Below are 26,067 nucleotides of genomic sequence, written 5' to 3'. Positions count from 1 at the left end.
TGGCGCACGTGCTTGGCGGCGTGTCGGCGGGGGACACGCGGGTCGCGTCACCTGCCTCGGCGCGCCTCGTTGACCTGGGTGGACGAGATGCCAGTCGCGTCCAGGAAGGTTGACCGCGGTCGCCTCGCGGCAAGCGTGCCGATCAGCCAGCCTTCCCGGCTGTCGCGCACAGCCAGCCGTCCCTTCCCTGCGGGGGGCCCTGTCCCGGGCCCCCCGCGCCCTGTCTCCACCCTGCACCATCGCCCGATCACCATCGCCCGACCGGCCGCGCCCGCAGCCGGCGCCGATCATGCAGTTGTGGCGCCCCGCACCAAACTCGATTCAGGACACGACTCCCACCGGAACTGCATGATCGACCTGTGCAGGGGCTCAGGCGGCGCGGAGGAGCTCGGCGGCGCGCTCGGGGGCGATGTCGTTGATGAAGACGCCCATCGCGGACTCCGAGCCCGCCAGGTACTTCAGCTTGTCCTTCGCGCGCCGGATGCTGAACAGCTGCAGGTGCAGGTGGCCCAGCTCGCGGTCGACGCGTACCGGCGCCTGGTGCCAGGCGGCGATGTAGGGCATCGGCACGTCGAACAGCCCGTCGAAGCGGCGCAGCAGGTCCAGGTAGAGCGGCCCGAAGGCGTCCCGCTCGGCGTCGTCGAGCGCGGGGATGTCCGGCACCGGCCGGTGCGGGGCCACGTGCACCTCGAACGGCCAGCGGGCCGCCGCCGGGACGTACGCCGTCCAGTGTTCGTTGGCGGCGACCACCCGGTCGCCGGTGGCCCGCTCGGCGGCGAGCACGTCGGCGTAGAGGTTGCGCCCGCCTGTGCCCTCCGAGTGCCGGCGGGCGGCGGCCAGCAGCGCCCGGGTCCGCGGAGTCACGAAGGGGTACGCGTAGATCTGGCCGTGCGGGTGGTGCAGGGTCACACCGATCTCCACGCCCCGGTTCTCGAAGCAGAACACCTGCTCCACCCCGGGCAGCTCCGCGAGCGCCGACGTGCGGTCGGCGAGCGCGTCGAGGACGGTGCGCACCCGGCGCGGCGGGAGGGACCCGAAGGACGCGTTGTGGTCGTCGGTGAAGCAGACCACCTCGCAGCGGCCCACGCCGGGGCGGACCGGGGTGAACGGGGTGATCTCGGCGGGCTCCTCGGCCACCCGGCCGCTGAGCGAGGGGAACCGGTTCTCGAAGACGGCGACGTCGTAGTCGGGCGCCGGGATCTCGCTCTGCCGGCCGTCGGTGCTGGGGCAGAGCGGGCACTGGTCGGCCGGCGGAAGGAAGGTGCGCGTCTGCCGGTGCACGGCGACGGCCACCCACTCGTCGGTCAGCGGGTCCAGGCGCAGCTGCGACGCGGGCGGTGGCGGGGGCAGCTCGCGCCGGTCCGGCTGGTCCCGGACGGCGTCGTCCCGTTCGTCGAAGTAGATCAGCTCCCGGCCGTCGGCCAGCGCGATCGCGGTGCGCTTCACCTCGCCATCCCCTCATCTGTCGTCGTGGCCGTCCGTCCCGCGCCCGTGGCGGGGGGCACGACCACCAGTTCGCCCACCCGGTCGTCGAGCGTCCGCCGCGCGTCGGGGGACAGCCGGTCGTCGGTGACCAGCACGTGGGCGGCGGAAAGCTCAACGATCGAGGAGATGCCGACGGTGCCCCACTTGGTGTGGTCGGCGAGCACGACCAGCCGGTCGGCGGCGGCCACCAGGGCACGGTCGGTCTCCGCCTCCATCAGGTTCGGGGTGGTGAACCCCGCCCGCTCGGTGATCCCGTGCACGCCGAGGAAGAGCAGGTCCAGGTGCAGCGACCGGATGGCGGCGACCGCCAGCGGCCCGACCAGCGCGTCCGACGGCGTACGCACTCCGCCGGTGAGCACCACGGTCTGGTCGGACCGGCCGCCGGCGTGCAGGATCTCGGCCACCGGCAGCGAGTTGGTGACCACGGTCAGGCCCGGCACGTCGACCAGTCGACGGGCCAGCTCGGCGGTGGTGGTGCCGGCGGAGAGGGCGACCGCCGCCCCGGGCCGGACCAGCTCGGCGGCGCGGCCGGCGATGGCCGCCTTCTCCGCCAGTTGCCGCACCGACTTGGCCCGGAAGCCCGGTTCGTCGGTCGAGCCGGGGCCGGCCGCCGTGGCGCCGCCGTGCACCTTGGCCAGCAGGCCGCGTTCGTGCAGCGCCTCCAGGTCGCGGCGGATGGTCATGTCCGAGACGCCGTACTCGGCGGCCAGCTCGGTGACCCGCACGCCCCCGGTGGCGCGGACCCGGTCGAGGATGGCCGCCTGCCGTTGCTGAGCGAGCATCCGCGGTACCTCCGTGCCAGCCGCGTACCATCACGCGGTCGAACGTGTTCGAACAAAGATGAACACTAGCGCGAAGGAGGGGACCACCGGTAGGCGGAGGGCCGATCAGATCGACTGGAGCCGGGGTTCCACCCAGCCCGTCTCGTTCAGGTGGTGCAGGACGGCCTCGACCGCCTCGTCGATCGTCAGTTCGCTGGTGTCGACCACCAGGTCCGCGTCGGTCGGCACCTCGTAGGGATCGTCGATGCCGGTCATCCCGGTGAGCAGCCCGGCCCGCGCCCGGGCGTAGAGGCCCTTGCGGTCGCGCTGCTCGCAGACCTCCAGCGGGGTCGCCACGTGCACCAGCACGAAGCCCGCACCGGCGGCCAGCGCCATCTCCCGGGCGGTCGCCCGGGCCTGGGCGTACGGGGCGATCGGGCAGCAGATGCCCACGCCGTGGTGCCGGGCGATCTCCGCCGCCACCCAGCCGATCCGCCGCACGTTGAGGTCCCGGTCGGCCTTGCTGAAGCCCAGCCCGGCGGAGAGCTCGCGGCGCACCACGTCGCCGTCGAGCAGCGTGATGCTCCGGTCGCCCTGCTCGCGCAGCACGTCGGCCAGGCCCCGGGCGATCGTCGACTTGCCGGAGCCCGAGAGCCCGGTCAGGAAGACCACCAGGCCCCGGTGCCGCCGCGGCGGCCGGGCCCGGGCCAGCTCCTTCGCCACCGCCGGCGGGGTGTGCCACTCGGGCAGCGGGAAGCCCCGGTCCAGCAGGTCGTCGATCTCCGGCTGGGTCAGCGCCAGGCGCCGGTTGCGCGGCGGGATGTCCTCCCGCCAGCGCCACTGCCCGTCGCGGTTGTCGTAGGCCAGCTCGCGCGGCACCAGCACCCGCAGGCCGGCGCCGGAGAGCATCTCGCCGGTGGAGAGCAGGTGCGTGACGCCGTACGCCGCCGACACCCGGGCCCGCAGCAGCGCGTCGCTGATCTCGTCGCGCCGGCGGGACAGCGGCACGGCGACCAGCGTGGCCGGCGGCATCCGGTCGCGGGCGGCGAAGACGCTGCGCACGAGCGCCTCCGGCGGCAACCCGCCGAGGCCGTCCTCGCCGACCGGGATCATCACCAGCAGGTGGGCGCCGAGCGTGCGGACCGCGTGGGCGATCTGGGCGAGCTGCGGCCGGTGCAGCGGGCGGTCGGCGATCACCCCGAGCACCCGACCGGACGGCAGCAGCGGGCGTACCTCCTCCGGGGTGCGGCGCAGCCGCTGGAACGGGCCGTGGCCGCCGTCGCCGAGCCGGCGGACCGTGCCCCCGACGCCCGCCACCCCGTCGCGGACCTGCCACGCGTCGGCGACCTCCAGCGCCGCGACCGGCGCGCCCTCCCCGTCGGTGAGCACCAGGGTGCGGCGCGCCTCGTCGCGCGGGTCGAGACCCTGGGCGAGCGCCGTCGGCACCTGGAGGGTCACCGGCACCGGCCACGGTGAGCCGTCGGCTAGCCGGCCCCGCCGACTCACCGAGACCAGGTCGGCGCGGGTCATGAAGCCGGCCAGCGGGGCGTACGCCCCGATCAGCAGCAGCTCCAGGTCAGCCAGCTCGCCGGGGCGCGGCGTGTACGCCGGCGCGTCCCGGAGCACCTCGTCGGGCAGCACCCAGCTGTTGCTCATCCATCCCCCAAACGACACTGACCGGCACACAGTTTCTCAGCCGGCCGGCGATCGGTCGAGAGCGCCACTCCACCCCACGCGCGCCGGTAGGGGGGCCGGTGGGTCAGCGGGGCGCGGCCAGGGGTGCGGCCCCGAAGGAGACGGCGAACCGCTTGCACCAGATGGAGACGCTGGTCAGGCCGGTCAGGTCGACGTCGGCCGGGATGTCGTAGCCCTGGTCACCCCGGTTGCCCTTGAGCCGGCCCAGCTCGACCCACCGGCCGTCGTCGAAGACCCGCCAGCCGGCGGTGCCGTTGCGCACCGGCTGGTCGGTGAGCCAGACCCGCAGGTCCGGGCCGTTGGAGGTGGCCAGACCGACCAGTTCGAGCCGGTGCCGCCCGTCGGGGGCGCGGACGATCCGCGCACTGCCCGACGTGTCGTGCTCGTGGGTCACGAAGTCGCCCTGCCCGACGAGGACCGGCCCGGCGGGGGCGGGCGCCGCGCCCGTGGCGGAACCCGTCGGCGCCGGCGTGGCCGCCACGCTGGAAAGCGCCTCGTCGACCTCGGCGTCGGTCACCAGTTTCCAGGGCTGGAACCAGTAGAGGCCGAACGCCGACCCGGCGGCGAGGACGGCGACCACCACCCACGTCAGCGGCGCGCGGAACAGTCGGCTACGCATGGGCACAGTGTGCCGGGCCGGTCGCCGTCCTGTCTGCCCCGGCGTGGCGGACGCGCCGGCGCCGAATTCGTCCGCGAGCGCCGCGACGGGCCCCGAGGCAGCCTGCCGTCGCCGGGACCCTAGGGGACGCGGACCGCCAGGATCAGGGAAGCGCCCGGGGCGAGCCGCTGCCCAGGGCGGTCGTCGCCTCCTACGCTGTACGACGTGACACTCATCGCGACCGAGTCGCTGACCAAGACGTACGGGGGTGGGGTCACCGCGCTGGCCGACCTGACCGTCGCGGTCGAGCCGGGGATCATCGGGTTGGTCGGTGCGAACGGCGCCGGCAAGTCCACCCTGATCAAGATCCTGCTCGGCCTCCTCGCCCCGACCAGCGGCCGGGTCCGGGTGCTCGGCCTCGACCCGACCACCGACTCCGCCCAGGTCCGCGCCCGGGTCGGCTACATGCCCGAGCACGACGCCCTGCCCCCGGACCTCTCCGCCGCCGAGCTGGTCACCCACCTCGGCCGGGTCAGTGGCCTGCCGCGTACGGTCGCCCGGGAACGGGCCTCCGAGGCGCTGCGGCACGTCGGGCTCTACGAGGAGCGCTACCGCCCGGTCGGCGGCTACTCCACCGGCATGAAGCAGCGGGTCAAGCTCGCCCAGGCGCTGGTGCACGACCCCGACCTGCTGCTGCTCGACGAGCCGACCAACGGACTCGACCCGGCCGGCCGCGACGCCATGCTGGCGCTGGTGCACCGCATCGGCACCGAGTTCGGCATCTCCGTGCTGGTCTGCTCGCACCTGCTGGGAGAGGTCGAGCGGATCTGCGACACCCTGGTCGCCATCGACGGCGGGCGGCTGCTGCGCGCCGACCACATCTCCGCAATGACCTCGGCCACCGACGTGCTCGCCGTCGAGGTCAGCGAGGGCACCGACGAACTGGCCGCCCGGCTGGCCGCGCTCGACCTGCCGGTACGCCGGGACGGCCGGCTGCTGCTCGTCGAGCTCGCCGACGACGCCACCTACGACCTGATCCTCGGCGCGGTCGCCGAGCTGGACCTGCCGCTGCACCGGCTGGACCAGCGCCGGCACCGGGTGGCCGAACTCTTCGCCACGAGGGAGCCCAGCCATGCCTGAGCCGACCGGCGTCATCCACGACATCGGCTACCAGCGCTACACCGGCCCCCGGCTGGGCCGCCGGGCCGTCTTCGGCGCGCTCTACCTGCACGGTCTGCGGACGGCGTTCGGGCTGGGCCGCAGCGCGAAGGCCAAGATCTTCCCCTGGCTGGTGGTCGCGATCGTCACCGTGGTGGCGGCCGGGCTCGCTGCGGTGCGCAGCCAGGTCGGCGAGGTGGTGATGACGTACGCCCAGTTCGCCGACAACATGAGCTGGCTGGTCATCTTCTTCGTCGCGGCGGTCGCCCCCGAGCTGGTCTCGCGGGACCTGCGCAGCGGGGTGCTGCCGCTCTACTTCTCCCGGCCGCTGCCGAGGTCGGACTACCCGCTGGCCAAGCTGCTGGCGCTGGCCACCGCGCTCTGGCTGCTGCTCGGCGGGCCGCAGCTGGTGATGTTCCTGGGCGCCGCGTTCACCACCGGCGACGGCATGCGCGGGGTCTGGAACGAGCTGCTCGACCTGCTGCCCAGCCTGCTCTACGCCGGGCTCTGGGCGGCGGTCTTCGCCTCGGTCGGGCTGCTGGTCGCCTCGTCCACCGGCAAGCGGGCGTTCGCGGCCGGCGGGATCGTGGCCGTGTTCCTGATGACCACCCCGATCGTCGGCACCCTGTCGATCATGCCCTCCCAGACTGTCAACGAACTGGCCTTCCTCGCCTCGCCCTCGACGCTGGTGGGCGGAGTGGGCACCTGGGCGCTCGGCGACCTGCTGCTGTTCGAGGGGGAGGGCGGAGTGCCGATCGGCGACTTCGGCCCGGTCTACGGGGTCGCCGCCGTGCTGCTCGTGGCCGGCTGCGTCGCCCTGCTGATGCTGCGATACCGGAAGGTGGCCGCCCGATGACCACGATCAGCGTCGACCAGGCGGCGGGGACGCCGACCGCCGCCGCCAGCACCCTCGACCTCGCGGGCGTCTCCCGCTGGTACGGCAACGTGGTGGCCGTCAACGACGTCAGCATGAGCCTCGGCCCCGGCGTCACCGGGCTGCTCGGCCCGAACGGCGCGGGCAAGACCACTCTGCTGCACATGATGGCGGGCTTCCTGGCCCCGTCGCGCGGGGCGGTCAGCCTGGACGGCCGGCCCACCTGGCGCAACCCCGAGGTCTACCGCCGGCTCGGCCTGGTGAGCGAGCGCGAGGCGGTGCACACCTTCCTCACCGCGTACGAGTTCGTGCTGGCCAGCGCGAAGCTGCACCGGCTGCCGGACCCGGCGGAGGCGGCCCGCCGGGCGATCGCCCTGGTGGAGATGGAGGGCGCGCAGGACCGCCGGATCGGCACGTACTCCAAGGGCATGCGGCAGCGCGCCCGGGTGGCCGCGGCGCTGGTGCACGAGCCGCAGGTGCTGCTGCTCGACGAGCCGTTCAACGGGATGGACCCGCGGCAGCGGCTGCACATGATGGAGCTGCTGCACCGCCTCGGCGACGCCGGCCGCACCATCCTGTTCAGCTCGCACATCCTGGAGGAGGTCGAGCAGGTCTCCGGCACCGTCCAGGTGATGGTCGCCGGCCGGCTGGCCGCATCCGGCGACTTCCGCACGATCCGCCGGCTGATGACCAACCGGCCGCACGTCTTCGCCGTGCACTCCACCGACGACCGGGCGCTCGCCGTCGCGCTGATGGCCGAGGCGTCGGTGACGGGGGTCGAGCTGGGCCGCGCCGGGTTGACCGTGCGGGCCGGCGACTACGGCGCGTTCACCCGCGTCCTGCCGAAGATCGCCCTGGCGGAGGGCATCCGGGTGCGGCAGTTGGTGCCCGAGGACGAATCCCTGGAGAGCGTCTTCTCCTACCTCGTGGAGGCCTGAACCCATGTCTACCGTTTCCTGGATCACCGTGCGGGGGCTGTTCGGGCGTCGCCGGTTCCTCCTGCTGCTGCCGCTGCCCGTGGTGCTGGTGCTGCTCGCCGTGCTCTCCCGCGCGCTCGGGGTGGACCCGGGCGAGTGGGGCCCGCCGGTGCTGGTCGGCCTCGGCCTGGCCGTGGTGCTCCCGGTGGTCGCCCTGATCGTCGGCACCGGCGTGCTGGGCGCCGAGATCGACGACGGCACCGTCGTGCACATCCTGACCAAGCCGTTGCCGCGCTGGCAGATCGTGCTGCCCAAGCTGGCGGTGGCCGCCGGCGTCACCGCGGTCACCGTCGCCGTGCCGATCTACGTGGCGGGCGTGCTGGCCGACTCCGTACGACTCGGACTGGCGCTCGCCGCCGCGTCGGCGGTCGGTGCGCTGGCGTACTCGGCGCTGTTCGTGGCGCTCAGCCTGCTCACCCGGCGGCCGGTGCTGCTCGGGCTGGTCTACGTGCTGATCTGGGAGGGGCTGCTCGGCAACGTCGTCAGCGGCACCAAGGTGCTCTCCATCCAGCAGTACGTGATCGCCCTCGCCGACCGGATGGCCCCCACCGGGCTGCTGGAGGCCGGCGTCTCGGTGCCGGTGGCGGCGGTGATGGCCGCGTTGATCAGCGCGGGCTTCACGCTGCTGGCCATCGACCGGCTCCGCTCCTTCAGCGTGGCCGGCGAGACGAGCTGAGCCCTGACCTGACGGCCCCTCCGGGCAGCCCGACCTCGCGATGGTAGGGCTGCCCGGATGGACCGGGCCGGGCGGCTGGGCGAGGCTGTCGGCGTGAGCGCGGAGACGGGGCTGATGATGTCGCGGGAGTCCTATCCGGGTGCCGGCCGGCACTGGATGGTCAGCTTGGCGGTGGCCGGGCTGGCGGCGGCGGCGACCACCACGGCCGCGCAGTCCACCGGCCACTTCCACTGGTGGGCGGGGTTCGTGCTGATCCCCGGCGCGCTGATCGCCGCCACCGGAGGGCCGCTGCTGGCCAGGGGCGGCGGGCGGGCCTTCGTCGGCTACGTGGTCGCCTGCCTCGGCGCGCTGGTGTTCGCCGTCGGGGCGCTGCTGATGTTCGGCGTGTTCGGGCGGGGCTGGCCCCTGATGGTCGTCCTGCCCTGCCTGGCGGTCGCCGGTACCTACCGCTGGTGGCTGGTCCACCCACTGGCCCGGGGGCTGCACCGGACGGTCTCCCTGCTGGCGCTGGCCGGCGCCCTGCTGCTCGGCGGGACGCTGCAACTGACCCGCGTCGACCTGGTCGACGTCGGGGCGGCCCCCATGTGGGGCGCGTTCCTGATGCTGGCCGGGGTGATCGTGTTGGGCAACGCCGTGGAGCTGACCCGGCACCGGATGCCGTACCGCCTCCAGGCGATCACCCTGCTGGTCGGTCCCGCCGTCGTGGCCTTCCTGCTCGGCCTGCGGCTGCTGCGCGGCTGGTGAGCCCCGCCGCGCCGTAGGGGCGCGGCGGGGCGCCATGGTCAGAACGCGCAGGCGATCACGAGTTCCGGGGTGCGGTCGGGCAGCAGGTCCAGCTTCGTGATCCGGCCGGCGGCCCGGACGTCGTCGGCGACCACGGTCAGCTGTTCCAGCAGGGCCGCCGGGCCGAGCGCCTCGGCCAGCGGCACCTCCGCCTTCATCGACAGTTTCCGCTCCGACTTGGCCCGGCGCACCTGGCTGAGCGCGTCGGCGGCCAGCCGCAGCAGCTCCGGTTCGCCGGCGCCCTGGATCGCCCGGTCCACCTCGTACGTGGTGGGCCAGGTCGCGCGGTGCACCGAGCCGTACCGCCACCACGACCACACCTCCTCGGTCGCGTACGGCAGCACCGGGGCGAACAGCCGCAGCTGCACCGAGAGCGCGGTGGCCAGCGCCGCCCGGGCGGAGTCCGCCCCCGGCCCGGAGCCGTAGGCGCGCTCCTTCACCAGCTCGATGTAGTCGTCGCAGAACCGCCAGAAGAAGGCCTCGGCGACCTGCAACGCCGCCGTGTGGTCGTACGCCTCGAGCGCCGACGTCGCGGCGGCGACCACGCCGGAGAGTTCGGCGAGCATGGCGCGGTCCAGCGGCTCGGTGGCCGGTGCCCGCAGCGCGTCGGCGGCGCCCAGCCCGAGGGCGAACTTCGACGCGTTCAGCAGCTTGGTCGCCAGCCGCCGGCCGACCTTGATCTGGGCCGGGTCGAAGGCGAGATCCATGCCCGGCTTGCCGTTGGCAGCCCAGTACCGCACCGCGTCGGAGCCGTGCTGCTCCAGCAGCGCCATCGGGGTGACCACGTTCCCCTTGGACTTGGACATCTTCTTCCGGTCGGGGTCGAGGATCCAACCGGAGAGCACCGTGTCCCGCCAGGGCAGCACCCCGTGCTCCAGGTGCGAGCGGACCACGGTGGAGAACAGCCAGGTGCGGATGATCTCCTGCCCCTGCGGGCGCAGGTCCATCGGGAAGACCCGGGCGAACAGGTCCGGGTCGGTCTCCCACCCGCCGACGATCTGCGGGGTCAGCGACGAGGTGGCCCAGGTGTCGAGCACGTCGGGATCGCCGACGAAGCCCCCCGGGCGGCCCCGCTGCGACTCCTCGAACCCCGGCGGGGCGTCGGTGGACGGATCGATCGGCAGCGCGGACTCCGCCGGCGTGAGAGGCTGGGACCAGTCCGGCTCGCCAGCGTCGTCGAGCCGGTACCACACCGGCACCGGCACGCCGAAGAAGCGTTGCCGGCTGACCAGCCAGTCGCCGGTCAGGCCGCCCACCCAGTGCGCGTAGCGGTGCCGCATGTGCTCCGGCACCCAGCGCAGCTCACCGCCCCGGGCCAGCAGTTCCTCGCGCAGGCCCGCGTCGCGTCCGCCGTTGCGCAGGTACCACTGCCGGGTCGAGACGATCTCCAGCGGCCGGTCGCCGCGCTCGTAGAACTTCACCGGGTGGGTGACGGGTCGCGGCTCGCCGACCAGGTCGCCGGCGTCGGCCAGCAGCTCCACCAGCGTCCGCCGGGCGCCGTTGACGGTCTGCCCGGCCAGCGCCGCGTACGGCTGCCCCGGCACGCCGGGCGGCGGCTCGGGCAGCAGCCGGCCGTCCCGGCCGATCACCACGCGCGTGTCCAGCCGCAGCTCCCGCCACCAGGTCACGTCGGTCAGGTCGCCGAAGGTGCAGACCATCGCGATGCCCGTGCCCTTGGCCGGGTCCGCCAGCGGGTGCGCCCGCACCGGCACGTCCACCCCGAAGACCGGCGTACGCGCGGTGCCGCCCACCAGGTCGGCGTACCGCTCGTCGTCGGGGTGGCAGACCAGCGCCACGCAGGCCGGCAGCAGCTCCGGGCGGGTGGTGTCGATCAGCACCTCCCGCCCGCCCGGCCCGGCGAACCGCAGCCGGTGGTACGCCCCGGGCCGCTCCCGGTCCTCCAGCTCCGCCTGGGCGACGGCGGTGGCGAAGCCGACGTCCCAGAGCGTCGGCGCCTCCGCCTGGTACGCCTCGCCCCGGGCCAGGTTCCGCAGGAACGCCCGCTGCGAGGCCGCCCGGGCCGCCGCGCCGATCGTCGTGTACGTCAACGACCAGTCCACGGACAGCCCGAGCCGCCGCCAGAGCGCCTCGAAGACCTGCTCGTCGGCGACGGTCAGCCGCTCGCACAGCTCGATGAAGTTCCGCCGGGAGACCGGGGTCGGGTCCTTGCGGGCGGCCTCGCCCACCGGCGCCTCGGGGGCCTGCCAGTCCGGGTCGTACGGCAGCGCCGGATCGCAGCGCACGCCGTACACGTTCTGCACCCGGCGCTCGGTGGGCAGGCCGTTGTCGTCCCAGCCCATCGGGTAGAAGACCGTTCGCCCGCGCATCCGCTGGAACCGGGCCACCACGTCGGTGTGCGTGTACGAGAAGACGTGCCCCATGTGCAGCTCGCCCGATACGGTCGGCGGCGGGGTGTCGATCGCGTACACGTCGGCGCTGCGACCGTTCGGGCTCGGCGCGTCTGACGCCGCGCTGCGCCCCCGAACGGTCGTCTTCGCGCGGTCGAACGCGTACGTGCCGTCCTCCTGCCAGCGGCGCGCCCAGGTCTCCTCGATGCCGTCCAGGCTCGGACGTTCGGGGACGCCGGCGCGCGCCGCCCTCTCCGTGTCGGTCATCCGTCGATGGTAGGCAGCGGCCGGAGGCCGGACCACGGGATAACCCGCGTGCCGCGACGGATGCCCTCCGACGCGCCCGGTCGACGGGTCAGCGGATGGCCGGCCGGGTCAGCGGGGGGACCGGGCCCTGGGTGGCCAGCCGGAGCCGCAAGCCCCCGTGGGTGCGGGCGTTCGCCCGCTCGAGGATCGTGGAGACCGGGGCGTAGGAGTTGCGCTCGTTCGGGTTGGTGCAGGGGCCCTGTCCCGGGTCGCCGTGCGACAGGATGCCCAGCGCCTTGCCGTCGGCCTCGGTGAAGAGCGGGCCGCCGCTGTCGCCCGGGCGGGCACAGATGCGCACGTCGATGCCGCCGCTGCTCTTGCCGATGATCTCCCCGCAGCGGGTGCCGGGCACGTAGCCGGCGCCGGCGCCCGAGTCGACGTACTGCTCGCCGGCCTTCGGGGTGTACGCCGCTCCGGTGGCGCAGACCACCCAGCCGGGCTGGATGGCGCTCCACGGCACGTGCCCGGTGATCGCCACGTCGCGGCTGCCCCGGGTGGCGCAACCGGTGCTGTCCGGCACACACCAGTAGTTGACCAGGCTGGGCACCTGCGTGGCCCCCGCCGGGTACGCCCACAGCCCGGTCGCGCCGGCCTGGTACGGCATGATCGCGTAGTCGTACGGGTAGGCGTTCTCGGCCAGCCCCGGCCTCGACGACTCGACGGTCACCGGCACCTTCGGGCCGAGGAACTGGTGCCAGGTGCGGTCCACCAGCTGGTGCCGCCCCCCGACGACACAGTGCCCCGCCGTCAGCACGTACGCGTCGCGCAGCCCGGCGACCACGTTGAAGCCCGTCGTGCAGCCGCCCACGGTGTCGTCGTCACGCGGCACGTCCAGCCGGATGCCGCCGCGCATCGGCGCCTGCGCGCAGTAGCGCGGGTCGCAGGCCTTCTGCACCACGGTCTCGGCGATCCGGGCCTGCGCGCGGGCCGGCACCCCGGCGGCGCGCAGCGCCCCGGCCAACCGGGGGTCGTCGGCGGCGATCCGGTCGCCGGTCAGCACGACGACCTCGTTGGCCCGCTCGTCGACCAGGACGTCGGCGCCGGCCGTGGCGTCGAGCGTGGTGGCCAGCCGGGTCGCCGCCTCGGTGAGCTGCCGCAGCGGGCGGCGCACCGGCACCACCCGGACGTGCGCCGCGTCCGGCATGCCGGCCAGCGCCGCCCGGACCGGCTCGACGCCGGTGGCGGCGACGGTCAGCACGCCGCCGGCGGCCTGGTCCAGCCACATCCCGCCGTACGCGGCGGGGAACTCCGTGGCGAGCCGTGCGGCCAGTGGCGCGGACAGCTCCTGGAGGGCGAGCCGCCGGGCCGCCTCGTCGGCGTCGACCCGGTAGCGGTCGCGCAGGTAGGAGACCGAGGCGGGGCTGTCGGCGGCGACCTCGGCGGCCGGCCGGGCCCGGAGGGTCACCGCCGCGCCGGGCGTGGCGCCGCCTCGGGGGCGGCTGCCGAGCCCGCTGTCGGCGCGGACCGGCGCGCCCGTCGGGGTGGCGTCGTCACCCGGCGACACCGGGGTCTCCCCGGCGGTGAGCGTGGCCGGTGTCCGGCCGGCGTCGCCGAACGGCATTCCGCCGACCGCCGCCGCACCCAGCGCGCAGGCGGTGACCACCCCGGCCACCATCACCCGTCGTCCGAACCGCACGTCGCAACCCCCCCTCGTCGCCGCCGTCGGGACGACCACCCGGTGGACCGCTCCGCTCGGCCCGGTGAGTCTAGTGGCATCGACGATCATCGGGGGGGGCCTCGACCGGCGGGCGCGACCGACCGGGGCTCACACCAGGGAGTCGCGCCACTGCCGGTGCAGGGCGGCGTACCGGCCACCGGCGACGGCGAGCCGGGCGGGCGGGCCGTCCTCGACGATCCGGCCGGCGTCGAGCACCAGCACCCGGTCGGCCGTCTCCACGGTGGAGAGCCGGTGCGCGATCACCAGCGCGGTGCGGTCGGCCAGGATGGTGCCGAGGGCGTGCTGCACCAGCCGCTCGGTGGGCACGTCCAGCGACGAGGTGGCCTCGTCCAGGATCAGCACCGTCGGGTCGGCCAGGAACGCCCGGGCGAAGGCGACCAGTTGCCGCTGCCCGGCGGAGAGCCGGCCGCCGCGCCGCTGCACCTCGGTGGCGTACCCGTCGGGGAGGGCGGCGATGAAGTCGTGCGCGCCGATCTCCCGCGCGGCGGCCTCCACGGCGGCGTCGTCCGCGCCGGGACGGCCGAACCGGATGTTCTCCGCGACCGTGCCGCCGAACAGGTGGGTCTCCTGGGTCACCAGCACCACGGCGCGCCGCAGCTCCGCGTCGGCGACCTCGCGCAGGTCGACCCCGTCGAGGGTGACCGCGCCCGAGAACGGGTCGTGGAACCGGGCGAGCAGCTTGGCGACGGTCGACTTGCCGGCGCCGGTCGCGCCGACCAGCGCCACGGTCTGGCCGGCCGGGACGGCGAGGTCCAGCCCGGCGACGATCGGCGCGTCCGGCCGGTAGCCGAAGGTGACCGCCCGGAAGACGACCGCCCCGCGCCCCGGCCCGGCGGGCAGCGGCACGGGCCGCGCCGGTTCGGCCACCGACGGTCGTTCGTCGAGCACCCCGGCGAGCTTCTCCAGCGCGGCCGTGGCCGACTGGAGCGAGTTGTAGAACTGGCTCAGTTCCTGCATCGGCTCGAAGAACCGCCGCAGGTAGAGCAGGAACGCCGCCAGCACCCCGATCCCGGTCGCCCCGCCCAGCACCCGCCAGCCGCCGTAGCAGAGCACCACCGCCACGGTCACGTTGCCGATCACCTTGATCCCGGGCGAGTACGTCGCGATCAGCCGGAACGCGTCCCGGCTGGCCCGCCGGTAGTCGTCGCTGACCGCCCCGAAGATCTGCTGGTTGCGCGGCTCCCGGCGGAACGCCTGCACCGCCCGGATGCCGCGCATGGACTCGACGAAGTGGACGATGACCAGCGCCACCGTCTCCCGGGTGCGCCGCCACGCGTCCGCCGAGGCCCGCGCGAACCAGCGGCTCAGCCAGAACAGGAACGGGAACGCGAGCAGCGTCACCGCGGCCAGCGGCACGTCCAGCCAGAGCAGGATGCCGGCCACCGACAGGATCGACAGCACGGCCAGCACCAGGCCGTCGATGCCGCCGCCGACCAGTTCGCCGATCGAGTCCAGGTCGCTGGTGAGCCGGGAGACCATTCGGCCCGAGGTGTACCGCTCGTGGAACGCCACCGACAGGCGCAGGAAGTGCGCGTACACCCGCTGGCGGAGGTCGAGCAGGACGGCCTGGCCGATCCGCGCGGAGAGGGTGAGGAAGCCCCGGCGGGCGGTGTACTCGACGGCGGTGGCGGCGGCGAACCCGGCGGCGACGACCACCAGCGGGCCGGGATCGTCGGCCCGCAGCGGCGCGATCGCCCGGTCGATGCCGAGCATCACCAGGTACGGCCCGGCCATCGCGGCGGCGTTCTGGCCGAGCAGCAGCGCGACGGCCAGCCCGAGGCGGCGCCGGTGCGGGCGCAGCAGGTCGCGCAGCAGCACCCGGCTGCGGGCGCGGAGCCGGGCCACCGCCTCGGGGTCGGTGTCCTCGGCGCGGCTGCGGTCCGCGTCCGGGTCGGTGGCGACGCCGCGCCACCGGGCGAGGTCCGCCCCGTTCGTGCGCCGGCCGGCGTCGCCGGTCACGAACGCACCAGGCCGCGGTCGCCGGGTGGCGCGGGGGTGGGCTCGGCGGAGAGCACCGCGCGGTACGCCGGCACGCCGGCGAGCAGCTCCGAGTGCTGCCCGACGGCCGTGATCCGGCCTTCCTCCAGCAGCGCCACCCGGTCGGCGAGGGCGATCGTGGAGGGCCGGTGCACGACCAGCAGGGCGGTGGTGGTGCGCAGCACCCGCTTCAGCGCGGTCTCGACCAGCGCCTCGGTGTGCACGTCCAGGGCCGACAGCGGGTCGTCCAGCACGAGCAGCGCGGGGCGGCCGAGCACCGCGCGGGCCAGCGCCAGCCGTTGCCGCTGCCCGCCGGAGAGCGACAGCCCCTGCTCGCCCACCCGGGTGGCCAACCCCCACGGCAGCTCGTACGCGAAGTCGGCCTGGGCGAGGGCGAGCGCGGCGCGCACCTCGTCCTCGCCGGCCTCCGGCCGCCCGAGCGTGAGGTTCTCCCACACCGACATGGAGAACAGCGTCGGCTCCTCGAAGGCGACCCCGACCAGCCGGCGCAGGGCGGACAGCCGCAGGTCGCGCAGGTCGTGCCCGTCCAGCGTGATCCGCCCGCCGGTCACCTCGTGCAGCCGGGGCACCAGGGAGAGCAGGGTGCTCTTGCCGCAGCCGGTCGCCCCGACCAGCGCCACCGTCTCGCCCGGCTCGACGGTCAGGTCGATCTCCCGCAGCACCGGCGCGGCCGTGCCCGGGTAGCGGAACGAGACCCGCTCGAAGCGGAGCCGCCCGCGTACGTCGGCGCGGCGCAGGGCGAGCGCGTGCGGGGCGTCCACGATGGCCGGCGGGGTGTCCAGCACCTCGCGTACCCGGTCGGCGGCGGTGGCGGCCTCCTGCCCGTTGGCGATGATCCAGCCCAGCGACTGCACCGGCCAGATCAGCATCAGCTGGAGGCTGACGAAGGCGACCAGTTCGCCGATGGTCAGCACCCCGCCCGCGGCGGCCGCCGCGCCGGCGACCAGCACCACGCCGAGGGTCAGGTTGGGCACCAGGTCGAGCAGGGCGGAGGTGCGGGCCAGCAGCCGGCCCTTGCCGACCCCGGTGTCGTGCAGCGCCCGCGCGCCGGCGGCGAAGCGGGCGGCGAGTTCCGGCCCCCGCCCGTACGCCTTCATCGTGCGCAGCCCCTGCGCGGTCTCCTCGACCAGCGTGGCCACGTCGCCCTGCTGGTCCTGCATCCGCCGCGAGGCCGCGTGGTAGTGCCGCGCGAAGCGCCGGCTGATCAGGAACAGCGGCACCGCGCTGGCCGCCACCAGCAGCCCCAGCGCGGGGTGCAGGCGGATCAGCAGCGTCACCACGGCCAGGTAGGTGACGAGGTTGAGGATCAGGAAGAAGAGGCCGAAGGAGAGGAACCGGCGCAGCACCGACAGGTCGCTGGTGACCCGGGAGAGCAGTTGGCCGGACTGCCAGCGGTCGTGGAAGCTGGTCGGCAGCCGTTGCAGGTGGGCGTAGACGTCCTCGCGGATGGCCGCCTCGATCCGCATCGAGGACGACGACTGCACCCAGCGTCGGATGAAGATCAGCAGCGCCTCGACCAGGCCGAGCAGCAGCGCCAGCCCGGCCAGCCGGAACAGCCCGGCCGGGTCCTGCCGGGCCACCGGGCCGTCCACCACCCGCTGCGCGACCAGCGGTACGGCGATGCCCGCCCCGGTGGCGGCGAGGCCGGCGAGCAGCAGCCAGCCGAACTCGGCCGCGTGCGGGCGCAGGTAGTGGCGCAGTCGCCAGAGGTTGTGCAGCGGGTGCCGGCCGGCATCGACCGGGCAGGCCGGGTCGCCGTCACCTTCCGCAGGCACTACCCGACGGTAGCCTCAAACGGGGCCGGCGCAGGTGTCGGCTTCCCGTCATGGCCGCTCGTGCCCGAGAAGCCACTTCTTCACGTCCAGCCCCCAGCGGTAGCCGCCGAGCGTCCCGTCGGTACGCAGCACCCGGTGGCAGGGGACGAAGAGGGCGGCGGCGTTACGGGCGCAGGCCGCCGCGGCGGCCCGTACGGCGGCGGGGCGGCCGGCCAGCCCGGCGAAACCGGTGTAGGTCACCGGGTCTCCCGGTTTCACCTCGCGCAGCACCTGCCAGGCGTGCGCCATGAACGCGCCCCCCGTGTGCTGCTCCACCGGCACGGCGTCGATCGCGGCCAGCTCGCCGTCCAGGTAGGACGCCACGGCGACGGAGACGGGGCCGAGGTCGGCCCGGCGTCGCAACGGCGCCCGCAGGGCCGGGTGCATCAGGGGGAGCAGGCTCTCCGGGTCGCCGGTGAAGCCCGCCGCCCGGACCGCGCCGTCCGGGCCGGCCACGATGCTGAGCGGGCCGGCGGGGGTGTCGATGACGGTGCTGTCGTTCATGCTCATGCTGCTCTCCAGAGTCGGATCACCGCGTACGAGCGCCAGGGGCGCCAGCGGTCGGCGTACGTGTCGAGGGTCGTGGGGGCGTCGGGGAGGCCGAGGGCGGCGGCGCCCCGGCGTACGGCGAGGTCGGTGGGGAGCAGGACGTCCGGGTCGCCGAGGGCGCGCATGGCGACGTAGCCCGCGGTCCAGGGCCCGATCCCGGGCAGCGCCAGCAGCCGCCGGACGCTCTCCTCGCGGTCCCCGCCGGGCGCCAGGTCCAGCGACCCGTCGGCGATCGCACGGGCCAGCCCGCGAATCGTCTCCCGCCGCCCCGCCGGCATCCCGAACACCTCGTCCGGCACCCCGAGCACCTCCTCGGCACTCGGAAACCCCCGCAGCCAACCGGCCCCCTCCCCGCTCCCCGCCCCCTCGGCTGGTCGATCAAGAGGTTCGGGCTCCCGAGAGCGCTCCCCGGGCGCCCAGACCTCTTGATCGACGCCGGCGGGGTCGGGGGTGGGGGCGGGTGGGCGCAGGTGGGTCAGGAGGCGGGTGAGGGTGGTGCGGGCCGAGCGCACGGAGACCTGTTGGCCGACGATCGCGCGCACGGCCATCTCGAAGCCGTCGACCGAGCGGGGGAGCCGGATACCCGGCTCGGCGGCGACCACCCCGGTCAGCGCCGGGTCGGCGGCGAGCGTGCCGTCGACGGCGGTCGGATCGGCGTCGAGGTCGAGCAGGCGCCGGCAGCGGGCCACGGCGGGGGCGAGGTCGCGCATGTCCGTCAGCCGCAGCGTCGCCGTCACGTGCCCGTCCGCCGGGGTCAGGGCCGCCTCGCCCGGGCCGTGCGGCAACCGCAGGCCCCGCCGGTACGTCCCGTCGCGCACCTCCTCGACGCCGGGCAGCGCGCGCAGCGCGAGGAAGTCCAGCAGCGCCTCGGCGTGCAGCGGCGGGCGGTACGCGAGCCGCAGCGTGATGGTGCCCGCCCCGCCCGGAACGGGGCACCGGCGTCGGGCGGTGCGCAGCTCGGACGGGGCCGCCCCGAACACCTCCCGGACCGTGTCGTTGAACTGCCGCACGCTGCCGAACCCGGCGGCGAACGCGACCTCCGCCATGCCCAGCCCGGTTGTCTCGATCAGGGTGCGGGCGGTCTGTGCGCGCTGTGCCCGGGCCAGGGCCAGGGGGCCGGCGCCCATCTCGGCCCGCAGCATCCGGTGCAGGTGCCGTTCGGTGTAGCCCAGCCGGGCGGCCAGCCCCGGGATGCCGTCGCGGTCCACCACCCCGTCGGCGATCAGCCGCATGGCCCGACCGACGACGTCGGCCCGTACGTCCCACTGCGGGGAGCCCGGGGCGGCGTCCGGCCGGCAGCGTCGGCAGGCGCGCAGCCCCGCCGTCTGGGCGGCGGCGGCTGAGGGGAAGAACCGGACGTTCTGCCGCTTCGGCGTCATCGCCGGACAGGACGGCCGGCAGTAGATCCCGGTCGACGTGACGCCGGTGTAGAACCAGCCGTCGAACCGCTGGTCGCGGCTGTCGACCGCCCGGTAGCACCGCTCGAAGTCCAACTCCACGTCACCGATGATGCCCCTGCTCGGCGCCCCTGGCTCGCGGGAATCGGACCTGGCCGTGCGGGCGTGAACGGGACGTCCGGAGCCGAAAGTGTCGGTTGTGGTCGGTACCGTCCGGCCACCAACTCAAGAAGGGGTGCGGCGATGGCGAGCGTGGCGGGTCGGCGGGCGGCGTCGACACGGGACGGGCACCCTCCGCTGGACGGCGTGGTGGTGCAGCGCTTCTACGACCGGATGCGCGCGGTCGCCCCGGCCGCCGTCGGCGCGATCGAACGGGACCGGGCCGGCGACCCGGGGCGGGCGTTCGGTGACACCGCCTGCGGCCGGCTGGTGCGGTCGCTCGACGCCGACGGCCTGCGCGCGCTGGGCATGTGGGTGCACCACTGGTGCATGCGGTTCTACGACGACGACACCCGGGTGGCGCTGCGCCTGGTCCGGGAGATCGCCGGTCGCGCCGGGCTGGGCTGGACGGCCGACGAGGCGCGCTGGATGCTCCGCGAGTCGTACGCGGCCGGTCCCGCCGCCGAGGCCCGCTTCACCCTGCCGCTGGCCGCCGCCGGGGAGCTGGCTCCCGGTGCCCTGCCGATCGAGGCCGTGGTTCCCCGGCAGGCCGGGCCGCGCGACTGACCGACCGGGCCGCGCGACTGACCGACCGGGCCGCGGGACTGACCCGCCGGGCCAGGCGACTGACCCGCCGCACCGGGCCGGCGCACCGGCAGCTGCCCGGCCACGGTGGCGCCGACCGCCACGGCGAAGCCGGCGAGCTGCCAGCCGGTCATCGCCTGCCCGAGCACGGCCCAGCCGAGCGCGGCGGCCGTCAGCGGGCTGAGCGCGCCGAGCAGCGAGACCTGGGTGACCGGCAGCCGGGCCGCGCCCCGGAACCACAGCGCGTACGCCAGCGCCGTCCCGACCAGCGCCAGCCACGCGTACCCGGCCAGCGCCGGCGCGTCGGGCACGGGCGGCGTCCCCTCGACCAGCAGGGCCGCCGGCACCACCATCAGCCCGCCGGCGGTGAGCTGCCAGCCGGTGGCGGTGAGCGTGCCGACGCCCGGTGGGCGACCCCAGCGACGGGTCAGCACCAGGCCCGCGCCCATCGCGGCGGTGGCGGTCAGCCCGGCGGCGACGCCGGTCGGGTCGAGGCCCGCGTCGGGGCGCAGCACGACCAGGGTGACCCCGGCGAGCGCCGCGAGCGCGGCGGCCAGCGCCCGGGGGTGGGGCCGCTCGTGGAGCACGAGCACCGTCAGCCCCGCCACCAGCAGCGGCTGGGTGGCGCCGAGCACCGCGGCGGCCCCGCCGGGCAGGTGGTACGCGGCGAAGAAGAGCAGCGGGAAGAACGCTCCGATGTTCAGCGCGCCGAGCACGGCCGCGCGCCACCACCAGGCGCCGTGCGGGCGGTGCCGGGTCAGCGCGAGCAGCAGCAGACCGGCGGGGAGGGCCCGGATCACGCCGGACCAGAGCGGCCGGTCGGGCGGCAGCAGTTCGCTGGTGACCAGGTACGTCGTGCCCCACGCGGTCGGCGCGGCGGCGGTGAGCAGGATGTCGAGCCGGCGTCGGTCCACGGTCCCTCACTAATCCTTGATGCTAAGTATCTTGCTACTAAGCTACTTTGCGGCGAGGTAAAGCGGGAGTGCGAGGTGCGGCACAATCCGGGGGTGACCGAGCGGGACGACGTCGACGGCATCGTCGAGCAGTGGCAGCGGGAGCGGCCCGGGATGCGCCCCGAGCCGATGGCGGTCTTCGGCCGGATCTACCGGCTGGCCCGGCTCGTCGGCGACGAGCAGGAACGCACCTACGCCCGCTGGTCGATCAGCCGGGGCGAGTTCGACGTGCTCGCCGCCCTGCGCCGCGCCGGCGCCCCCTACACGTTGGCGCCGAAGGCGCTCACCGCCTCGCTGATGCTCACCTCCGGGGGAATGACCGGCCGGCTCGACCGGCTGGAACGCGCCGGGCTGCTGCGCCGCTCACCCGACCCGGCGGACCGGCGCGGGCTCCAGGTCACGCTCACCCCGGCCGGCCTCGAACTGGTGGAGGAGGCCGCCGAGGCGGGGCTGGCCGTCCAGCGTCGGCTGCTCGACGCCCTGCCCGCCGACGACCAGCGGCGCCTCGCCGACCTGCTGCGTACGCTGCTGGGCGCGGTCACCGACGGCGGGCGCTGAGCCCGGCAGGCGGGTGGCCGGCGCCCGGCGGCGGGCCTCGGGCAGGATGGGCGTCGCCGACCCCGACGGAAGGACGACCGTGCCCGCCAGCGAACCGACCATCCTCGCCACCAGCATGGGCATCTACGCGCCGCGCCACGAGGGCGGGCCCCGACGGGTCAATCCCGTCTTCGACCTCGCCGCCGAGCTGGCCGAGGCCGGGCCGGAGCCGAGGATCTGCTTCCTCAACCAGGCCGAGGGCGACCAGCCGACCACGCTCGCCCGGGTCTACGAGGCGTTCGCCGGCAGCCGGTTCCGCATGACGCACCTGGCGCTGTTCCCGATGCCGAACGTCGACGACGTTCGCGCCCACCTGCTCGCCCAGGACGTGATCTGGGTCGGCGGCGGCAGCGTCGCCAACCTCTGCGCGGTCTGGCGCGTGCACGGCCTCGGCGAGATCCTGCGCGAGTGCTGGGAGGCCGGGGTGGTGCTCGGCGGCGTCTCCGCCGGCTCGATCTGCTGGCACGCCGGCGGGGCCACCGACAGCTTCGGCACCACCCTGCGCGGCTTCACCGACGGGCTGGGCTGGCTGCCCTACGGCAACGGCGTGCACTACGACAGCGAGGTGCAGCGCCGCCCGCTGATGCACCGGCTGGTCGGCGACGGCACGCTGCCGACCGCCCACTGCACCGACGACGGCACCGGCCTGCTCTACCGGGGCACCCGACTGGTCGAGGCGGTCGCCGACCGCGAGGGCCCCTCGGCGTACGAGGTCAGCCGCGCCGAGGACGGCACGGTGCGGGAGACCCCGATCCCGCCGCGCCTGCTCGGCTGAGCCGGCTCACCCGACCCCGGCCCGGTCCTCCGGGCCGGCCCGGTCCTCCGGGCCGATCTTGGTACGGGAGCGCCCCTGAAGGGGCAGTCTCGTACCAAGATCGGTCGGGCGTGGGGCCGGTGCACCGGCCTGCCTGAACCGGGGTGCGGGGCATCGGCGTAAGCTGGCTCGTCGTGAGTCTCACCATCGGCATCGTCGGCCTGCCCAACGTCGGCAAGAGCACCCTGTTCAACGCGCTGACCAAGAACGACGTGCTCGCGGCGAACTACCCGTTCGCCACCATCGAGCCCAACGTCGGGGTCGTCGGGCTGCCGGACGAGCGGCTGCACACGCTCGCCGAGATCTTCAGCTCCCAGAAGGTGCTGCCCGCCCCGGTGTCGTTCGTCGACATCGCCGGCCTGGTGCGCGGCGCCTCCAAGGGGCAGGGCCGGGGCAACGCGTTCCTGGCGAACATCCGCGACGCCTCGGCGATCTGCCAGGTCGTCCGGGCCTTCTCCGACCCGAACGTGGTGCACGTCGACGGCAAGGTCTCCCCGGCCGACGACATCGAGACGATCAACACCGAGCTGATCCTCGCCGACCTCCAGACCCTGGAGAAGGCGCTGCCCCGGCTGGAGAAGGAGGCCAAGCTCCGCAAGGACCGGGCCGCCGCCGTCACCGCCGCCAAGCAGGCCGTCGAGCTGCTCGACACCGGTGTCACCCTCTACGCGGGCGCCAAGGACGCGGGCATCGAGCTGGAGCACCTGCGCGAGCTGCACCTGCTCACCACCAAGCCCTTCCTGTACGTCTTCAACGTCGACGAGGCCGAGCTGGGCAACGCCGAGTTCCTCGACGAGCTGCGCGCCCTGGTGGCGCCGGCCGAGGCGGTCTTCATGGACGCCAAGATCGAGTCCGAGCTGGTGGATCTGCCCGACGAGGAGGCCCGCGAGCTGCTGGAGTCGATCGGGCAGAACGAGCCGGGCCTGGACCAGCTCGTCCGCGTCGGATTCCGCACGCTCGGACTCCAGACGTACCTCACCGCCGGCCCCAAGGAGGCGCGCGCCTGGACCATCCCGGTCGGCGCGACCGCGCCGGAGGCCGCGGGGGTCATCCACTCCGACTTCCAGCGCGGCTTCATCAAGGCCGAGGTGGTCTCCTTCGGCGACCTGGTCGCGGCCGGTTCGATGGCGGCGGCCAAGGCCGCCGGCAAGGTCCGGATCGAGGGCAAGGAGTACGTCATGCAGGACGGCGACGTCGTGGAGTTCCGCTTCAACGTCTGAACCCGGTCGGTCCGCCCGACGGCCTGCCGTGACCTGCTGGGTGAATCGCCCTGGACACAACCGAGCGGTTCCGCAACCCCACGTTGAGCTACGCCGACGTGGGATACGCCCGGCCGTGTCACCGGTCGGCGGCGTGCCGGCGGTGTCCCCGCGTCACCGGAGTCCCGCCCAGGGATCCTCCCGGCGCCACACGGTCGGCAGGTGCAGCGCGACCCGGTCTTGGTCGGCCAGCCGGGTGAGGACGCGCATGGTGAGGTCGAGGTCGTCGCCCGCGTACGGCAGGGCGCGGAGCGGCCGGTCGAGCGGGCGGAAGAAGTCGTCCCAGTGGACGAGGACCACGCGCCGGGCCCCGACGGCGCGTACGGTCTGGGACCAGTAGGTGCGGATGTGGTCCTCGTGCTGCCCGCCGAGCTGGCCGACGCCCAGGTAGACCACATCGGCCCGGCATCCGTCCAGCGCTCCCGGCAGGTAGCCGGCGCTGCCCTGGACCAGGGCCGTCCGGCCGCTCGTGTGTGCGACGAACACCGACCACGCCTCACCGCACCGGTAGGCGGCGGCTCTGGCCGGGGGCACCACGGGTGCGGTGATGGTGCCGGGGAAGCGATCCGGTGGGCAGTGCGTGGACTCAACGAACGTCAGGGTGAAGGGGCCCCGGGTCACCGGTTCGCGGGGCGTGACGACCTGGATGCGGTCGTCGGTGAGACCGGCCCCTCGGCCGACCCAGGCCGCGGACGGGCCACCGGTGAGCACCGCACCGGTGCGTAGGGCGACGGTCGCGGAGTCCAGGACGTGGTCGAAGTGGGTGTGTACCGGGATCACGGCCGCAAGCCGGTGACCACCAGCGTCGTGGTGCAGTCCCAGCCGGGTGAGCGCGGAGCCGATGCGCGCGTCGTCGGGTGCGAGCTTGCCCAGGGCGACCCTGGGCAGGGACGGCCGGGAGAAGAACCCGTCGGTCATGATCGCGGTGTCGCCGTCGTCGAAGAGCAGGCTGGCGGTGCCGAGGAACGTGACGCTGAAGCCCTCGGCCGCGGGCGGGACGTCGAACCGGTCGGCGTACGCGTCCAGGTCGGGGCGGCCGAGCTTCACGCGCATGGCGGGACGCTACCTCCTCACGTGCGGTCGGCGGGTGCTCTCGGCGGCCCGTCCCGCCCCGCGCTGCGGCCGGCCTGACGGCGGGCGCGACCGACGGCCGACCCCTAGCTGGCGAGGCTCTTGGTCAGGATGTGCTCCCGGCGCACGCCGTCGGGCATGAGGTCACCCGGCTCACCCGTGTCCCGGAAGCCGTGCCGCTGGTAGAGCGCCCAGGCGTTGCTGTTGCCCTCCACGACGGCCAGCCGCAACGTCGCCGAGCCCAGTTGCCGTGCCCACTGCTCGATCGCCCGCACGAGGTGGTCGCCCACGCCCCGGCCACGTCCCGCCGGGGCGACGTACATCGAGATCAGCTCGACGACGCCGTCCTGCCCGGTCGGCACCCCACTGGCCATCCCGACGGGCTGCCCGTTCAGCATCGCCAGGATGTTGTGAGAGCCGGGGATGGCCAGCCGACCGCGCCAGCGTTCCTCGCGGTCGCCGTCGCCCTGCCAGTCCGCGAGCTGGGAGCCGAACGCGTACGCCGCCTCCGCCAGCGCGGCGAGCCGCAGTTCCCGCCACATCTTCCAGTCGCCCCCGCTGAGCACCCGCGTCTCGATCATGCCGTGCAGGCTGCCGCAGGGGCGGGAGGCGGGCAACCCGGTATCGGGTGCCTCCGGAGGGCGACGGGCAACGTCGGGCTCGGTGCTCTGCTGGCCTGCCTCGTCGTGCTGTCCTCCGCCGGATGCGCCCGTTCGAGCCACGACACAGCCCGGGACCGGGTCCTGGAGAGGGCCGAGCAGGTCGCCCGCGAGACCGAGGCGTGGGCGACCGACTCGCACAGCCTGAGCGGCTGGGCGAGCAACGAGTCGGTGCTCAACCGGCTCGTCGCCCTGACCGAGGGCGAGCAACTCGCCTCCTCGGTCCACAATTCCGACGATCACGGTGTGGGGCTGCTGGCCAGGGTGGAGGTGGCGATGGTGGGCGCCGCCTCCAATACCTGGCTCGGCGAGAGGACGACGCACTACAGCGTCTGCGTCCGGTTCGACGTGGGTCGGAGACCAGTGGACCCCGCGAGATCGCCCCGGTGTCCGTCGACTGCCCGCCTCGGGTTCCGGAGACCCGGTCACCGCACTGAAGGTGCCGGTGAGCGCGACGTTCCCGCGCTCGGCGGCCCCTACCAGTCGCGCCACCCGTCGGTGAGTTCGTGCCGTCCGACGCCGCGCCGGGAGGTGAGCGCCTCGACGTCCTGGCCCGCGCTCGTCAGCACGACGTCGATGTGCTCGCACAGGTCCTCGCGTTCCCCCGTCTCGATCCTGCCGTGCTCGTCGTTGACGGCGTTGAGGGCGATGACCACCCGCTCCACCGCGGCGAAGACCTCCTCGTCGGAGGGCGAGGAGAGCGAGCGTACGTCCGTCTCGTAGGCGTCGAGAACGGTGTCGACGGCGGTGATGAAGGGTTCGGGCCAGAGGCGGAGGGCGTACGCGGCGTCCTCGGTGAGGGTGCCCGCCGCGATCGCGGCCCGCTGCTCCCGCACACTGCGGCCCCACTTCTCGGTGGGTCTTGTGATCATG

The 26,067-nt window shown here is 74.6% G+C and carries 22 protein-coding genes and 1 pseudogene; 9 read left to right on the top strand and 14 right to left on the bottom strand.

The window, feature by feature from the left end:
• Positions 1 to 369: 369 nt before the first annotated feature.
• The 4 genes from galT to DER29_RS23230 all read right to left on the bottom strand — a co-directional run bounded on the left by galT (position 370) and on the right by DER29_RS23230 (position 4,560).
• Positions 370 to 1,446 (bottom strand): galactose-1-phosphate uridylyltransferase, encoded by a 1,077-nt coding sequence (gene galT, locus DER29_RS23245; RefSeq protein ID WP_121399781.1) that lies wholly within the window; start codon positions 1,444 to 1,446, stop codon positions 370 to 372.
• Positions 1,443 to 2,267: a DeoR/GlpR family DNA-binding transcription regulator gene (locus DER29_RS23240; RefSeq protein WP_121399780.1), complete on the bottom strand. Its 825-nt coding sequence runs from the start codon at positions 2,265 to 2,267 to the stop codon at positions 1,443 to 1,445. Before DER29_RS23240 ends, galT begins: the two co-directional genes overlap by 4 nt.
• Positions 2,268 to 2,372: 105 nt before the next feature.
• Positions 2,373 to 3,902, bottom strand: a complete 1,530-nt coding sequence (cysC, locus tag DER29_RS23235) for an adenylyl-sulfate kinase (protein ID WP_121399779.1) — start codon at positions 3,900 to 3,902, stop codon at positions 2,373 to 2,375.
• Between the two features lie 103 nt (positions 3,903 to 4,005).
• Complete coding sequence (locus tag DER29_RS23230; protein WP_121399778.1) at positions 4,006 to 4,560, bottom strand: DM13 domain-containing protein; 555 nt, start codon at positions 4,558 to 4,560, stop codon at positions 4,006 to 4,008.
• 204 nt (positions 4,561 to 4,764) lie between these two features.
• Here DER29_RS23230 and DER29_RS23225 point away from each other — a divergent pair, with 204 nt between their 5' ends.
• From DER29_RS23225 to DER29_RS23205, 5 genes are all read left to right on the top strand, one after another.
• Positions 4,765 to 5,679, top strand: a complete 915-nt coding sequence (locus DER29_RS23225; RefSeq protein WP_121399777.1) for an ABC transporter ATP-binding protein — start codon at positions 4,765 to 4,767, stop codon at positions 5,677 to 5,679.
• Complete coding sequence (locus DER29_RS23220; RefSeq protein ID WP_121399776.1) at positions 5,672 to 6,553, top strand: ABC transporter permease; 882 nt, start codon at positions 5,672 to 5,674, stop codon at positions 6,551 to 6,553. Before DER29_RS23225 ends, DER29_RS23220 begins: the two co-directional genes overlap by 8 nt.
• Entirely contained in the window at positions 6,550 to 7,509 is a 960-nt protein-coding gene (locus DER29_RS23215) for an ABC transporter ATP-binding protein (protein ID WP_121399775.1), read from the top strand. Before DER29_RS23220 ends, DER29_RS23215 begins: the two co-directional genes overlap by 4 nt.
• Before the next feature lie 4 nt (positions 7,510 to 7,513).
• On the top strand, positions 7,514 to 8,224 hold the full coding sequence (locus DER29_RS23210; RefSeq protein ID WP_121399774.1) for an ABC transporter permease subunit: 711 nt from the start codon (positions 7,514 to 7,516) through the stop codon (positions 8,222 to 8,224).
• A gap of 93 nt (positions 8,225 to 8,317) precedes the next feature.
• On the top strand, positions 8,318 to 8,968 hold the full coding sequence (locus tag DER29_RS23205; protein ID WP_233600114.1) for a hypothetical protein: 651 nt from the start codon (positions 8,318 to 8,320) through the stop codon (positions 8,966 to 8,968).
• Positions 8,969 to 9,006: 38 nt separating this feature from the next.
• Here DER29_RS23205 and valS read toward each other — a convergent pair whose 3' ends face one another.
• The 6 genes from valS to DER29_RS23175 all read right to left on the bottom strand — a co-directional run bounded on the left by valS (position 9,007) and on the right by DER29_RS23175 (position 19,199).
• Positions 9,007 to 11,622: a valine--tRNA ligase gene (gene valS, locus DER29_RS23200; RefSeq protein ID WP_121399773.1), complete on the bottom strand. Its 2,616-nt coding sequence runs from the start codon at positions 11,620 to 11,622 to the stop codon at positions 9,007 to 9,009.
• Between the two features lie 88 nt (positions 11,623 to 11,710).
• Positions 11,711 to 13,297: a trypsin-like serine protease gene (locus DER29_RS23195; RefSeq protein WP_121399772.1), complete on the bottom strand. Its 1,587-nt coding sequence runs from the start codon at positions 13,295 to 13,297 to the stop codon at positions 11,711 to 11,713.
• A 129-nt stretch (positions 13,298 to 13,426) separates the two neighbouring features.
• On the bottom strand, positions 13,427 to 15,298 hold the full coding sequence (locus DER29_RS23190; RefSeq protein WP_121399771.1) for an ABC transporter ATP-binding protein: 1,872 nt from the start codon (positions 15,296 to 15,298) through the stop codon (positions 13,427 to 13,429).
• Entirely contained in the window at positions 15,295 to 17,112 is a 1,818-nt protein-coding gene (locus tag DER29_RS23185; RefSeq protein ID WP_121399770.1) for an ABC transporter ATP-binding protein, read from the bottom strand. Before DER29_RS23185 ends, DER29_RS23190 begins: the two co-directional genes overlap by 4 nt.
• Positions 17,113 to 17,160: 48 nt before the next feature.
• Positions 17,161 to 17,661 carry a methylated-DNA--[protein]-cysteine S-methyltransferase gene (locus DER29_RS23180; protein ID WP_121399769.1) on the bottom strand — a complete coding sequence of 167 codons (501 nt, stop codon included), beginning with the start codon at positions 17,659 to 17,661 and terminating at the stop codon, positions 17,161 to 17,163.
• Positions 17,658 to 19,199 (bottom strand): DNA-3-methyladenine glycosylase 2 family protein, encoded by a 1,542-nt coding sequence (locus tag DER29_RS23175; protein ID WP_121399768.1) that lies wholly within the window; start codon positions 19,197 to 19,199, stop codon positions 17,658 to 17,660. Before DER29_RS23175 ends, DER29_RS23180 begins: the two co-directional genes overlap by 4 nt.
• A gap of 141 nt (positions 19,200 to 19,340) precedes the next feature.
• Between DER29_RS23175 and DER29_RS35540 the strand changes: the two genes are divergently transcribed.
• A complete protein-coding gene (locus DER29_RS35540) occupies positions 19,341 to 19,823 on the top strand; it encodes a hypothetical protein (RefSeq protein ID WP_233600113.1) in 483 nt (160 codons plus the stop codon).
• 164 nt (positions 19,824 to 19,987) lie between these two features.
• Here the strand turns inward: DER29_RS35540 and DER29_RS23170 are convergent.
• Positions 19,988 to 20,755: pseudogene (locus DER29_RS23170) on the bottom strand (EamA family transporter); the annotation flags it as partial.
• Positions 20,756 to 20,848: 93 nt separating this feature from the next.
• Between DER29_RS23170 and DER29_RS23165 the strand changes: the two are divergent.
• The 3 genes from DER29_RS23165 to ychF all read left to right on the top strand — a co-directional run bounded on the left by DER29_RS23165 (position 20,849) and on the right by ychF (position 23,425).
• Positions 20,849 to 21,352 (top strand): MarR family winged helix-turn-helix transcriptional regulator, encoded by a 504-nt coding sequence (locus tag DER29_RS23165; RefSeq protein WP_233600112.1) that lies wholly within the window; start codon positions 20,849 to 20,851, stop codon positions 21,350 to 21,352.
• A 79-nt stretch (positions 21,353 to 21,431) separates the two neighbouring features.
• On the top strand, positions 21,432 to 22,166 hold the full coding sequence (locus tag DER29_RS23160; protein WP_121400144.1) for a peptidase E: 735 nt from the start codon (positions 21,432 to 21,434) through the stop codon (positions 22,164 to 22,166).
• 173 nt (positions 22,167 to 22,339) lie between these two features.
• On the top strand, positions 22,340 to 23,425 hold the full coding sequence (gene ychF / locus DER29_RS23155) for a redox-regulated ATPase YchF (protein WP_121400143.1): 1,086 nt from the start codon (positions 22,340 to 22,342) through the stop codon (positions 23,423 to 23,425).
• Between the two features lie 153 nt (positions 23,426 to 23,578).
• Here the strand turns inward: ychF and DER29_RS23150 are convergent, their stop codons facing one another.
• The 3 genes from DER29_RS23150 to DER29_RS23135 form a co-directional block, all read right to left on the bottom strand.
• Positions 23,579 to 24,517: an MBL fold metallo-hydrolase gene (locus DER29_RS23150; protein WP_121399766.1), complete on the bottom strand. Its 939-nt coding sequence runs from the start codon at positions 24,515 to 24,517 to the stop codon at positions 23,579 to 23,581.
• A gap of 104 nt (positions 24,518 to 24,621) precedes the next feature.
• Positions 24,622 to 25,116: a GNAT family N-acetyltransferase gene (locus DER29_RS23145; RefSeq protein WP_121399765.1), complete on the bottom strand. Its 495-nt coding sequence runs from the start codon at positions 25,114 to 25,116 to the stop codon at positions 24,622 to 24,624.
• Positions 25,117 to 25,670: 554 nt separating this feature from the next.
• On the bottom strand, positions 25,671 to 26,066 hold the full coding sequence (locus DER29_RS23135; protein WP_121399764.1) for a hypothetical protein: 396 nt from the start codon (positions 26,064 to 26,066) through the stop codon (positions 25,671 to 25,673).
• Position 26,067 lies beyond the last annotated feature (1 nt).

The sequence above is a fragment of the Micromonospora sp. M71_S20 genome (assembly GCF_003664255.1).
In the GTDB taxonomy this organism is placed as follows: Bacteria; Actinomycetota; Actinomycetes; order Mycobacteriales; family Micromonosporaceae; genus Micromonospora.
This window is presented reverse-complemented; position numbering and strand designations above follow the sequence as displayed.